At 35.6% G+C, this 13,609-nt stretch carries 8 protein-coding genes; 2 read left to right on the top strand and 6 right to left on the bottom strand.

Annotation, left to right across the window (positions count from 1 at the left end; translation table 11 throughout):
- Positions 1 to 10 precede the first annotated feature (10 nt).
- The 6 genes from KO513_RS16205 to KO513_RS16230 form a co-directional block, all read right to left on the bottom strand.
- A complete protein-coding gene (locus KO513_RS16205; RefSeq protein ID WP_215914293.1) occupies positions 11 to 1,726 on the bottom strand; it encodes a hypothetical protein in 1,716 nt (571 codons plus the stop codon).
- Positions 1,727 to 1,936: 210 nt separating this feature from the next.
- The gene (locus KO513_RS16210) at positions 1,937 to 5,233 is read right to left on the bottom strand and encodes a PKD domain-containing protein (RefSeq protein WP_215914294.1); all 3,297 of its coding nucleotides are present in this window, start codon (positions 5,231 to 5,233) and stop codon (positions 1,937 to 1,939) included.
- Between the two features lie 555 nt (positions 5,234 to 5,788).
- A complete protein-coding gene (locus tag KO513_RS16215; RefSeq protein WP_215914295.1) occupies positions 5,789 to 7,069 on the bottom strand; it encodes a nucleotide sugar dehydrogenase in 1,281 nt (426 codons plus the stop codon).
- A gap of 8 nt (positions 7,070 to 7,077) precedes the next feature.
- Positions 7,078 to 8,076 carry an SDR family oxidoreductase gene (locus KO513_RS16220; protein WP_215914296.1) on the bottom strand — a complete coding sequence of 333 codons (999 nt, stop codon included), beginning with the start codon at positions 8,074 to 8,076 and terminating at the stop codon, positions 7,078 to 7,080.
- 220 nt (positions 8,077 to 8,296) lie between these two features.
- Positions 8,297 to 9,313: an NAD-dependent epimerase gene (locus tag KO513_RS16225; RefSeq protein WP_215914297.1), complete on the bottom strand. Its 1,017-nt coding sequence runs from the start codon at positions 9,311 to 9,313 to the stop codon at positions 8,297 to 8,299.
- Positions 9,310 to 10,707 (bottom strand): nucleotide sugar dehydrogenase, encoded by a 1,398-nt coding sequence (locus KO513_RS16230; protein WP_215914298.1) that lies wholly within the window; start codon positions 10,705 to 10,707, stop codon positions 9,310 to 9,312. Before KO513_RS16230 ends, KO513_RS16225 begins: the two co-directional genes overlap by 4 nt.
- A gap of 401 nt (positions 10,708 to 11,108) precedes the next feature.
- Between KO513_RS16230 and KO513_RS16235 the strand changes: the two genes are divergently transcribed.
- Together KO513_RS16235 and KO513_RS16240 are read left to right on the top strand one after the other, a co-directional pair.
- Positions 11,109 to 12,095, top strand: coding sequence for a UDP-glucuronic acid decarboxylase family protein (locus KO513_RS16235; RefSeq protein WP_215914299.1), 987 nt, complete (start codon positions 11,109 to 11,111; stop codon positions 12,093 to 12,095).
- A gap of 426 nt (positions 12,096 to 12,521) precedes the next feature.
- Entirely contained in the window at positions 12,522 to 13,607 is a 1,086-nt protein-coding gene (locus KO513_RS16240) for an aminotransferase class I/II-fold pyridoxal phosphate-dependent enzyme (protein WP_252735926.1), read from the top strand.
- Positions 13,608 to 13,609 lie beyond the last annotated feature (2 nt).

The raw sequence follows: 13,609 nt of genomic DNA on the forward strand, positions 1-13,609 counted from the left end.
TTAGCAATATTTATTCATTGAAACTTTCCGTAAAGGATAATTTTTGGTGCATATATATAATAATATATACTCTAAACATTAAAATATTATTATCTAAGGAAAGTTTATGGTTAGATGCCAAGTGAATTCTGATTTTATTAGGTATAAGTTTTATTAATGTGGGCTTCAACCATTTTTTATACTTATTTTTTGGTGTATTATCTTTATTTATTTGACTTTTTTCAATAATCATATGTAAAAATTCCTCTGAAAAAATTTCTTTTGCATATGATGAAGACAACTCTTTTCTTATATATGACATTACTTCAGTCGAGCTAAGAATATTTTGAGGATCGGAAGTAGCACTCTTAGTTGCATATTTTAATTTAGGTTTTAGATTTTCAGTAATTTTTCTAAATAGAAATTTGTCTGTTCGTAACTTATCCGGTAGATTTTGAACGGCGGTAATAATATTATCTGACATCAATGGGGTTATTTGTTCTACATAACCCAGTTTTAAATCAGAAAGTGCACTCAGAACTGTAGGTATTCTAAATTCATGATATAGTCTGTCTCTCCATGTTTCTAGACTTTCATCCTTGCCTTGAAGCATATAAGTAGGTATGACTTGTTCTGGAATACCATATTGTCTATAATTTTTCAAGTTGATGAAATCTTCGCAATGAGCACAACCAATATTATATCGAACTCGTAGGGGAGATGCAACATCAACCCAGCCAAACCCTTCATCACCCCTAATAATACCATTTACCCCATTTTCGAATAAACTTTTCCAAACAAAAAAGCCATCTGTATAACCAGATATATGATCAACTCTACCTTCCCCGTTGTCTAGAAAACGTTTCAAAATTAATTCAGGAGAATAAATGCTTGAATCTATTGGAAAATAGTTATGATTAGTTCCAACAATTTTTGACACTTTTTCTGCAACGGATGCATCGTTGCCTTCAGAGAGTACCGCATTTTTTGTTCCCCAAGTAATTGTTTTTATAGACTTCGTGTTATTTATAGAGTCTTTAAGTAGATATAAAATAGCTCGACTATCATAACCTCCGGACAAAGGAAGAACCCAATTTTCATAATTAATGTTTAATGATGAAAATGTAGATTTAATAGTTTCGAATAGTTGACTTTTATGATACTTAAAACTTTTATTACTTTCAATGAACTTGGTAGCTATATATTCTTCTGTTAAATTCCAATTTGCTTTATTTAGCAATACTCGTCCTTTAGGTTTTAAGCGTTTAATACGTTTATCCCAAGAGAATTCTGGGCCTAGAGTACCTGTTGATAACATCCAGGGAATTAATTTTTCATTAAACTCAAAATTTTCTAGATATAATACTATTGCTTTTTGAGAGGTTGATGTTACAAATATATTCTCATCAAAATAGTACCAAAGTGTCCGTGAACCAACATTATCAGATAGTAGCTCAGTAGTTTTTTCATTTTCTCTTATGATAGCATAACTACCATCTGATATATTCTCATGAACCTTGTACCAATTATCTATACTTTTACAATATCCCAATAAAATACAACCATCTTCAGTTTTTACATTTTCCACTGGATTAACGATGGAGTAAAATGTTTTGTTTTCGGTGTAAATGAATGGAGGATTAGCTTCAATATTCTCGGGTTCTATAAGTTTGCTGATTTTAAACAGTTTCTTTGAGATATTGGAAGGTGGATTATTACGGTAATTAATATAAATGAGTTTCGACACTTTCTAAAATATTTGATTCAAATTAAAATCAAGAAATGGCCTTTGCCAAAATCTATGTGTATTTATAGCTAATTTAGTTACTTAATTAAAAAAACGAATACTTAACTTCGTTAGTATTTAAATTCTATCACAGGAGAATGTTTTTTAGTTTTTCCCCAAAAAAAAACTCCTTGCCATTTGACAAGGAGTTTTTTTGAAGAAATCAATATATTAATGATTCCAATTTATTGATACGTTACTGTTTTTCGCGGGGTTATACCCTCCAGAGTATAATAATGGATGATTGTTAGGCTCCTTTAAAATGAAAGAACCTGAAATATTTTTTACGGTAAAAGAACCTCCAGCACTTGGAGCATTGATTTCCATAAATGGTACGTTTTTAGAGTATTCGATATAGAAATTATCGAAGACAAAATTACCTAAGGTATTATTGGTAGATTCGGCTTGAAGCTCAATAGGAGAATCAGAGTTGGAAGAAACAACATTTCTGGCCTCACAATCCTTAAAAATCGCTTTATAACCATTTGCTGATTTTCTAGAGAAAATAATTCTGCTTCGACTTCCGTTAAACTTTATTCTTTCAAATCGGATTTCTCCTTTTACTGGATTTGATTTTTGTCCTCCACCGATATAAATTTCTGTAGTACTTACACCACTTTCCGGTGATTTACCATTGTTCTTAAACTCACTATCTTTAACGGTAATTGAAATGGGTAAGGAACTAGAATTTAATTTGATAGTTGACAACAGGAATCCGAAACTGTCGTTACCCGAAAATATACAATTGGAAAAATTTATATTCGTTAGTCTCTCAAAATCTTCGTCTGGCTCCAAATCTACTCCGGCCTCAGGCTTTCTTCCACTTGAACTAGAAAAACTGGAATTCTTTACGTTAACATTATGACCACTGGTAATAGTCAAACCTTGTCTACGATTATTTTGAGAAATCAATCCTGTAAGATTAATGTTCTCAGAAAATGTTTTATTTGAACTTCGCGTAATGAAAATGCCATCTCCTCCTGAATCTTTGATTGTTAAATTACTAATACTAATATCTTTGCCTCCATATATGCTAATTCCATGGCGTCCTTCTCCATTAGTATATTCAGATTTATTCATTTGAAATATAGCTCCGTTACCTTCAATAGTAACGTTACTCGGGTTGGCCATTTGAAATAATTGAGCATTAGATGCTCCAAATGCACCTTTTTTAGCTCTTAAGACTACTCCTTCTTCAAAAACAATTGTTATGTCTCTTAAATTAAAAAACTTCATTGGTTGAATAACCCAATCACTACTCTGTTTATCTATAACAATATAACTGTTTCCAGAGGTAATAGCAGCTTCAAAAGCAGCCGTCGCGTCTCCGGATTTGAAACCATAATCAGAAGCAAAAACTGCGTTGGAAGGATAATTACCCGAGCTTCCTCCACTCGAACTTCCTCCACTCGAACTTCCTCCTCCAGAGCTTCCTCCTCCGGTGTTACCACCACTACCTGTATCGCCACCCCCGGTATTTCCACCACTATTGTCTACTGGTCTTTCATTTACTTTAACCTCTATAGTCGTAGAATGGGTAAGTCCTTCTTCATCCTTAACGGATAGTTCAACTTGATAAATGCCTGCTTCGCTAAACGTATGTGAAGGATTTTTTGTGGTTGTGGTCGATCCATCCTTAAAATCCCAAAAATAACCCTTGATAGCTTTATCATCAGTAGAGTTATAAGCTTTTAGCTCTACTGTTAAAGGGGCGTAACCTGTTAGGGGAGAACCAGAGGCTACCGCTACTGGTGCTTCGTTTTCTGTTTCGGTAATTGTAATTGTAATGGTATCAGAATCTTTTAAACCTTCTTCATCAGTTACAGTAAGTATTACATTATAAGTTCCCTTTTTTGTAAAGGAATGAGACGGGTTGGAGCTTGTAGATGTACTCCCATCTTTAAAATCCCAAAAATAGCTTTTTACGGCAGTGTCATCGGTAGAGTTACTTCCCTTAAATTGAATTTCTAATGGAGCCTCTCCTTCTGTGGTGTTTGCGGAAGCTTTGGCAGTGGGAGCTTCATTTTCTTTTTCAGTAACAGTTATGGTTACGGTATCCGTGTCTTCTAATCCATCTTTATCCTTGACAGTCAACACTACTACATAAGTGCCTGCTTTTGTAAACGTATGGGAAGTAGAGGACAAGCTTCCCTTGTCACCGTCTTTAAAATCCCATAGGTAACTGGTTACTCCAATATCATCTGATGATTCTTTTCCGTCAAAAGTAACTTTCAATGGAGCTTCGCCAGAAGTTACCGAAGCTTTGGCTACAGCAGCAGGAGCATTGTTTTCTTTGGCTTTTACCGTAATCGTGGTTTCTTCTGTGTCAATTTTTCCTTGAGCATCTTGTACTGTAAGTACAACTTTAAAGGTCCCGGCTTTCTCAAAGGTGTGTGAAGGATTAGCTTCATTAGAAGATGAACCGTCCCCAAAGTTCCATCCGTAATTTTTAACTTCTTCATCGTCACTGGAATTATTCCCTGTGAAATTTACTTTGAGCGGAGCTGTACCTGAAGAAGGTGATGCATCTACTACAGCAATAGGGGATTGATTTTCCGTTGAAATAGGAGTATCCGGCTCTTCCTCTTCTATAACCTCAGGCGTATCATTACTTGGTGCTTCTTCTTCTTCTTCTTCTTGGTTAGTAGGCTCTTCCGGTGTTTCGCTTACTGGAGCATCTTCGTCATCTATAGATGGAGATGACGGTACTTCTTTAGTTGGATTTTGATCAGCAGAGACTATACCTTCGGAATCTTGAGGAGCGCTATAGGTAATGACCAGTTTTGGGCCATTCTTTGAACTATGTTCTTTTGACGCAAAAGCCAAATCGTTTCCATCTTCGTGTTTAAGTACTAATGTAAGAACTTCCGGATTTAATTTTTCTTGATCTAAAATAATCTCCTGTGTTTGATTCACATGATAATCATCTGTTGTAGATCCTAATAAAGTATCTGATTTAGGCGCGGTTATTTCTGATATATCATGTTCGGACCAGTCAGTTGAATCCCCTTTTAATACAGAGATAGTTCCATGGCCATCATCTGTACTTATAGTGAATTCTAGATGAGCCTCTTCTATGATTCCGCCAATAGAGTCAATAGGGCTAATATCGAACATAAGGTAGCTTTCTCTATGCCCTTCATCAAGACGAATTAAATCTTGATTATATCCTTTACCACTTTGTAAATGTGCATCATGAATAGTAGTAAACACAGTTGTTCTGGTCTCATAAACTTTTTCTTCTACAATTTCTTCCTCTTCAGGAAGAACCGCTTCTTCCGGAACTAATTCCTCTTCCGTAATTTCTTCGGAAGTTTCTTTAGTGTCTTCTTTAATTGCAGTTGATGGGTCGGCTAAAACGGCATCTTTTAGTAATTCACTGTCTTTGCTACATGATATAATAATGAGTAGAAAAATAAAAACGAATCCAATAAAAGATTTGCTGGGAGTGGTGGGGTAAAATTTCATAAGTGGGCTAAAAAGTTAAATTTTCGTCAAAAAAATTACGGTTGTCAAATTGTTTTCTATCGGTCAAAAACCAAATTAATCGACAAAATGCAAGCGGCCAAAAATAGAAACAAAATCTTAAAAATTGCTTTTATCGATAAAAAATATATAAAAATCGATGAAAAGCGCTAAAATATGTTAAAATATACCGTTTGTCGAATACATGATACAGTACGGTAATGCACCATGTTAGAGACGTTGCTATATATGATTTTTAACATTTTGTTAATAATAAAATCGATGAAATGCGCAATATGGTTAAATCTTTAGTTGATAAAGCCTATTTTTTATTGCAGGATTTGATAACGCATTTTAACTATAAGCTGGAATAGATAAGTAATAAGCTACGGGGGAATGGATTGAAAAAGTGGAGAAGAGCTTAGAAAGTTTTGTGAACATGGATGTTTGCATGCCCCTTTATAAATAGTCTGATTGAACCTAGTTGTAATAGGTAAGGACAAAATCAAAAAAAAAGGCCAACACATGTGTTAGCCTTTTAAAATTGAGTAGAGTTTATTACAGTCTGCCGTCTACATTATCTTTAAGTATACTTTTGACATCATATATAATACCATTAGGATTTAAAGAGTTCTTAAGGTTAAATTCAAGAAATTCTTTGTGGGCTACTGTTAAAACAACCACATCAAACTTTTCTTTGGGCAGGGTTGATACCATGTCAAGATTAAATTCTTTTTTAACTTCCTCCTTAGAAGCCCATGGATCAAATATAGTTAAGTTTGTCCCGTAACTTTTTAAGTTGCTTATAACATCAACTGCCTTGGTGTTCCGAACGTCTGGGCAGTTTTCCTTAAAAGTTATACCTAGAACAAGAATATTTGCTCCTTTAATCTTGATATCTCTTTGAACCATTAACTTTATGACCTCTGAAGCAACATATTTTCCCATTCCATCATTCATACGGCGCCCGGCCAAAATAATTTCTGGATGGTAACCGTACTCTTGTGCCTTTTGAGCCAAATAGTAAGGGTCTACCCCAATACAATGCCCACCTACTAAACCTGGTTTAAATGGAAGGAAATTCCATTTGGTTCCAGCAGCTTCTAAAACAGCCGTTGTATCAATCTCCATTAGATTGAAAATTTTGGCCAATTCGTTAACGAAGGCAATATTTATATCGCGTTGTGAGTTTTCTATGACCTTTGCCGCCTCAGCAACTTTTATAGTGGGGGCTAAATGTGTTCCTGCTGTAATAACGGAAGCATATAGTTCATCTACTTTTTTACCAATGGAAGGTGTAGAGCCAGAAGTTACCTTAAGAATTTTTTCTACAGTATGTTCTTTATCTCCTGGATTGATTCGTTCAGGGGAGTAACCAACAAAAAAGTCTTCGTTGAATTTTAATCCGCTTACTCGTTCCAGAACTGGTACACATTCATCTTCGGTAACCCCTGGATAGACCGTAGATTCGTAAATAACCAAATCACCCCTTTTCAAAACTTGACCAACTGTTTCACTGGACTTGTAAAGAGGGGTTAGGATTGGTCTATTCGTGCTGTCAACTGGAGTTGGTACCGTTACAACATAATGAGTACAATCCGCAATATCCTCTAGCTTGGATGTACAGTAAAGACCTTTATCAAAATTAGAAGAGTTTTGTAAAACAGTTTTTAAATCTTCATCGCTTACTTCCAGGGTATTATCTTTTCCGGATTGTAGTTCTTCAATCCTTTTCTCATTTATATCAAAACCTATTACTGGATATTTGGTAGCAAACAAACGTGCTAAGGGCAGACCTACGTAGCCTAGACCGATAATCGCAATCTTTGATGTGTTCATACTTTTATTTATTTTAAATTGTTCCAATACCACTCCATTGCTGATTTTAGACCTGACTTGATATCGTACTGGGGATCATAACCTAAGTTTTTTCGCGCCTTGTCAATAGAGGCCAAAGAATGGGGTACATCTCCTTGCCTCTGAGGACCATGAATTACTTTAATATTTTCAATTTTGGAGTCGTACTTACTTAAGTATTGTTTTAATAATTCAACCAATTCTTTTAAGTCCGTTCGCTCCCCATAGGCCGTGTTGTAAACGGTGTTAAGTGCTTGTTTATTGTCAACTATAAGAGCTCTGATATTCATTTCTACAACGTTGTCAATGTACGTAAAGTCTCTAGAAAAGCTTCCGTCTCCATTTATTACCGGCGATTCGTGATTCATGAGTTGCATGGTAAATTTTGGAATTACCGCGGCGTATGCGCCATTAGGGTCCTGCCTTCTTCCAAAAACATTAAAATACCTAAGTCCTATGGTCTCAATTCCATAAGTTTTTGAAAATACATCTGCATAAAGCTCGTTTACATATTTTGTAATGGCATATGGGGATAGAGGTTTGCCGATAACATCTTCTACTTTGGGCATTGACTTTGAATCGCCATAAGTTGAGGAGCTAGCAGCATATACAAAACGCTTAACTTTTGCGTTGCGAGCTGCAACCAGCATATTTAAAAATCCCGAAACATTAACCTCATTACTTGTAATTGGGTCGTTTATGGAGCGCGGAACGGATCCTAATGCGGCCTGATGTAGCACATAATCAGTATCTTTACAGGCACTCTCGCAAGTATTTAACTCACGAATATCTCCTTCAATTAAAGTGAAATTCTCGTTACTAAGAAATGGTTCAATGTTTTGGCGTTTTCCGGTTGCGAAGTTATCAAGACAAATAACCTTATTGCCATTTTTCAATAGGGCTTCGCATAAGTTTGAACCAATAAATCCTGCGCCTCCAGTTACTAAAATTGTATATTCGGATGGAAAATTCAGTTTTTCGAGTGACATTCAAATTTAGATTAAAATATTAGTGGTAAAATAGAATATGTTAACTTCTGTACTAAAAAATGACGAAGTATATTTATATTAAAATGTTGGTTCAGTATTAAAGTTCTATTAATTTTTTCTTTAAAAGATGAATTAAAACAGGAGTGCACTATTTTTTACTGAATAACGATAATAGAAGCGTAATATTTGAAAAGTTTTAAAATATCCAATATTATATTCATCATTGATAATAATATCCCTTATACCACTCTACAAATCTTTGAACACCATCTGTAACCGAGGTATTGGGTTGATATTCGTAATCTCTAATCAAATCATCAACATCTGCCCAAGTACGTTCTACATCCCCAGGTTGCATGGGCATCAGTTCTTTTTCGGCCTTTTGCCCCATACTGTTCTCAATAGCATCTATGAAACTGGTGAGTTTAACAGCGTTGTTGTTCCCTATGTTGTAAATTTTGTACAACTCTCTATTTTTGGTAGATTTTGTCAAAATCCGAACAACTCCTTCTACAATGTCATCAACATAGGTAAAGTCTCTTTCCATTTTTCCATGGTTAAAAACTTTAATGGGTTTTCCGTTAGCGATGGCATCAGTAAACAAAAACAAGGCCATATCCGGTCTTCCCCAAGGGCCATAGACGGTAAAAAACCGTAAACCTGTTGTTGCAAAACCAAACAAGTGGCTGTAGGTATGGGCCATTAATTCATTACTCTTTTTACTTGCAGCGTACAAGCTAATGGGGTGGTCTACACTATCGGATGTGGAAAAAGGTATTTTTTCGTTCAAACCATAGACGCTGGAACTGCTGGCGTATACTAAATGCTCAACTTTATTATGTCTGCAGCATTCCAATAGGTTTAAGTAACCAACAATATTACTATCTATATAGGTTTCAGGGTTCTCAATACTATAGCGTACACCGGCCTGAGCGGCTAAATTACACACCCTGTCAATTTTCTCATCATTAAAGAGCTGAGGTAGAGCTTCTCTATCCTCTAAGTTCATTCGAACAAAAGAAAATTTATTGCCATGTGTAGAGCCAGAACATTTTTTGAGAAAAACTTGGGCATCGTTTTTTGCAATGCCCAGTTGTTTTAATCGGTTATATTTCAGGTTTACATCATAATAATCGTTGATGTTGTCTAAGCCTATAACTTCATATCCTTGTTCAAGGAGTTTTTCGCAAATGTGATATCCTATAAAACCGGCCGCACCGGTGACAAGAATTTTCATGATTGTCCTATTTTATAATACTGAAAGCCTTTGGCTTCCATATCTTCTTTTGAAAGCAAGCGGCGACCATCAAAGACAAATGCCGGTTTCAACATTTTTTCAAATATGGAATCCCAGTCATAATTTTTAAATTCGTCCCATTCGGTTAAAATAGCAATGGCATGGGCATCTTGAACGGCGTCCATAGGATTGGAAACAACGGTTAAAAGCTTTCTGTTTTCTTCTGGAGAACGGGTATCCAAATAATCTAGGTCAGCATAGATTCGCTCTGCAGATACTTTTGGGTCATAGACTACGATTTCTGCTTTTTCCTCTAACAAGGCATCGGCAATATTAATGGCTGCAGATTCTCGAGTATCGTTTGTGTCCTTCTTAAAAGCCCATCCAAAAAACACAATTTTCTTACCGGAAACCGTATTATATAGAGTGGATATTATATTTTCCGCAAAACGTCTCTTTTGGTAATCGTTCATGATAATTACCTGTTCCCAATAATCCGCAACTTCAGTAAGACCAAAACTTCTTGAGATATAAACAAGGTTTAAGATGTCTTTTTGAAAACAAGATCCGCCAAAACCTACGGAAGCGTTTAGGAATTTTGGTCCAATTCTACTGTCTGTACCTATTGCCCTTGAAACTTCGGAAACATTTGCATCCGTTCGTTCGCACAAGGCCGAAATAGCATTAATGGAAGAAACTCTCTGAGCTAAAAATGCATTGGCAACCAACTTGGACAGCTCCGAAGACCAAACGTTGGTTTGCAATATTCGTTCTTTTGGAAGCCAGTGTGCGTAAATTGAACTTAAAGTGTCCTTGGCTTCTTGACCTGAAGGTGTTTCATCACCACCAATAAGTACGCGGTCTGCTTTTAGCAAATCTTCAACGGCTGTTCCTTCTGCTAAAAATTCAGGATTGGAAAGTATTTCAAATTTAACACCGTTTCCTGTATTTTCAAGGATACTTTTAATAGCACTAGCGGTTCTAACCGGTAAAGTAGATTTTTCTACAACTATCTTGTCACTCTTAGCTACTTTGGCAATATTACGTGCACAAAGCTCTACAAATTTTAAATCTGCCGCTTGTCCTTTTCCTTTTCCGTAAGTCTTTGTAGGGGTATTTACGGATATAAATATAATTTCGGCTTCATCAATAGCTTTGTCCACTTCGGTAGAAAAGAAAAGGTTTTTTCCTCTCGTTTTGGCAACTATTTCCTTTAGGCCAGGTTCGTAAACGGGTAAATTGTCTAGGTCTGAATCATTCCATTGGTCAATGCGAGATTGGTTGATGTCTACAACGGTTACGGTAATCTCAGGGCACTGACTAGCAATAACGGACATTGTTGGTCCACCTACATATCCTGCACCAATACAGCATATTTTATTTACTTTTTTCATGACTGGGTTCATTTTATTAGGTTGCAAAGATTACTAAATAACTCAAAACAACCTTACATTTTTCGCTTAAAAAGATTTATTTCAGGATTATGTGTTGGAAAGTGCTACGGTTTAACAATATCTTATATATTGATGTACTCGATTATTATTATTTTATAGGGGATGTAATTCTTGTTTGCTAAGCATTGTCCGAAATTATATACGAACAAGATGTTGGATAGGACTATATGCATTTTAACTTAGATAATTGAAGTTTATAGTTTTTTAAAGAAAAATAACCTTCTGTTTTGCACATTGTATTTATATTCGTGGTGATTATGATATTCAATTTTGACAAACTATTTGGAGCTTAATGCGTGTAAGTTCTTTTGGCTAGTTGATCAGAATAATAAAAATACAAAATGAAGAAAATACTGATTACCGGGGCGGCAGGTTTCTTAGGGTCCCATTTGTGTGACCGTTTTATTAAAGAAGGTTATTATGTCATTGCCATGGATAATCTTATTACAGGTGATTTACGTAACATTGAACATTTGTTTAAGTTGGAAAATTTTGAATTCTACCATCATGATGTTACAAAATTTGTAAGTGTTCCTGGTAAATTGGATTACATTTTGCATTTTGCATCACCCGCTAGCCCAATTGATTATTTGAAAATTCCAATACAGACCTTAAAAGTAGGGGCATTGGGCACTCATAATCTTTTAGGTTTGGCAAAAGTTAAAAATGCTAGAATCCTTATTGCATCTACTTCAGAGATATATGGGGATCCCCTTGTTCACCCGCAGACCGAAGAATATTACGGTAATGTAAATACTATAGGTCCAAGAGGGGTATACGATGAAGCAAAACGATTTATGGAATCAATTACAATGGCTTATAACCGATTTCATGGTTTGGAAACACGAATTGTACGTATTTTTAACACCTACGGTCCTAGAATGCGATTAAATGATGGAAGAGTTATTCCCGCTTTTATAGGTCAGGCACTGAGAGGTGAAGATTTGACTGTTTTTGGTGATGGAAGCCAAACGCGTTCGTTTTGTTATGTTGATGATGAGGTTGAAGGCATATACCGACTCTTGCTTAGCGATTATGCTTTACCCGTGAACATAGGTAATCCGCACGAGATTACGATAAGGGATTTTGCTGAGGAAATTGTTAAATTAACAGGTACATATCAAAAAGTAATATATAAGCCCTTGCCACAAGATGATCCTATGCAGCGACAGCCGGATATTTCAAAGGCAAAAGAAATTTTAGGCTGGGAACCTAAGGTGTCCAGGTCCGAAGGGATGAAGAAGACGTATGAATACTTTAAATCCCTGCCGGAAGAGGAATTGTATAAAAAAAATCACAAAGACTTTAAGGATTACAACAGGATTTAATTTTGAACGAAAAAACAAAGGAGCAGTCGGAAAACGAATTTGCTCCTTTATTTTTTTAATGCAATAATTGTTAGTGTTAATAGGGATATGCATGTATTTGTGTAAATAGTTGCAAGTAGATTGGGAAATCTATTTTCAACTTTCTAACGTAGGTATGACAGCTCAAGCTTAATTAAAGATAATAAGCCATACAAGTGTTATTAACCGAATTTTTTAGGCTTATAACAAAATTAGTAAGGAGTTCAGGAATTAGAGGTTAGTTTTGTATTCCGTAATCAAAAAGAACTTTTTAGTAATTTTTAGATTATATTTATATGTTTGGCCGATGATTATAAATAAATTAAGGCAACCCCAAATTAAAAGAACTAAAACCAATTTTAATTGAAAACTATTATTAAAGATAAGATTTGGCTGTCTTCTCCGCATATGGGCGGGGGCGAACAAAAATATGTTCAAGAGGCCTTTGATACCAATTGGGTGGCTCCATTGGGACCTAATGTAGATAATTTTGAAAAATCTATAAACGAGTTTGTTGGGGGTAGCGTTCATGTTGCCGCGCTAAGTTCGGGTACTGCTGCTATCCATTTGGCTTTAGAATTGTTAGGTGTTACTAGAGGTGATGAAGTTATTTGTCAAAGTTTCACTTTTTCAGCTTCTGCAAACCCGATTATGTATCTGGGTGCTTCACCAATTTTTGTGGATAGTGAAAGGGATACATGGAATATTTCTCCAAAGTTACTTGAGAATGCCATCCAGGATAGGATTGAAAAGGGTAAAAAACCTAAGGCAATAGTAGCTGTTCATTTATACGGTATGCCATACAATGTTAAAGCCATAGCCGAAATTTCAAAAAAGTACGGTATACCGGTTGTAGAAGATAGTGCTGAAGCTCTAGGTAGCAGCGTTAATAATCAAAAATGCGGTACTTTCGGTTCAATAGGGATTTTGTCTTTTAACGGAAACAAAATTATAACAACTTCTGGTGGTGGGGCTTTGATTGCTAAAGAGGTAGCAATAAAGAAAAAAGCTGTGTTTCTGGCTACCCAAGCAAGGGATGATGCTCCTCATTACCAACATTCATCCGTAGGGTATAATTACCGAATGAGTAATATCTTAGCGGGAATCGGTCGTGGTCAAATGGAGGTACTTCAAAATCGTGTTGACCAGAGAAGATCTAATTTCGAATTTTATAAAAAACATTTAGCACATCTTCCTGAAATTGAATTTTTAGAAGAACCTAGTGGTTATTATAGCAATAGATGGTTAAGCTGTATACTTACACCTTCTTTTGTTATAAGAGAAAAAATCCGTCTTGCTCTTTTGGAAGACAATGTTGAATCAAGACCTTTATGGAAACCTATGCATCTGCAACCGGTTTTCACTGAGTTCCCTCATTATTCTGATGGTACGTCCGAAGACCTTTTTAATCGAGGACTATGTTTGCCTAGTGGCTCTAATCTTTCGCAAAGTGACCTTGAAAGAGTGGTAGAGTTGATACTAACCAAAATTTAATC

Origin of the sequence: Zobellia sp. B3R18 (assembly GCF_018860715.1) — a bacterium.
In the GTDB taxonomy this organism is placed as follows: Bacteria; Bacteroidota; Bacteroidia; order Flavobacteriales; family Flavobacteriaceae; genus Zobellia; species Zobellia russellii.

What these genes read in the sequence shown, in the direction of transcription:
- KO513_RS16240 (WP_252735926.1), top strand. Translation starts at nt 12,522, where the DNA reads ATGGGCGGGGGCGAACAAAAATATGTTCAAGAGGCCTTTGATACCAAT.
- KO513_RS16230 (WP_215914298.1), bottom strand. Translation starts at nt 10,707, where the DNA reads ATGAAAAAAGTAAATAAAATATGCTGTATTGGTGCAGGATATGTAGGT.
- KO513_RS16225 (WP_215914297.1), bottom strand. Translation starts at nt 9,313, where the DNA reads ATGAAAATTCTTGTCACCGGTGCGGCCGGTTTTATAGGATATCACATT.
- KO513_RS16220 (WP_215914296.1), bottom strand. Translation starts at nt 8,076, where the DNA reads ATGTCACTCGAAAAACTGAATTTTCCATCCGAATATACAATTTTAGTA.
- KO513_RS16210 (WP_215914294.1), bottom strand. Translation starts at nt 5,233, where the DNA reads ATGAAATTTTACCCCACCACTCCCAGCAAATCTTTTATTGGATTCGTT.
- KO513_RS16235 (WP_215914299.1), top strand. Translation starts at nt 11,109, where the DNA reads ATGAAGAAAATACTGATTACCGGGGCGGCAGGTTTCTTAGGGTCCCAT.
- KO513_RS16215 (WP_215914295.1), bottom strand. Translation starts at nt 7,069, where the DNA reads ATGAACACATCAAAGATTGCGATTATCGGTCTAGGCTACGTAGGTCTG.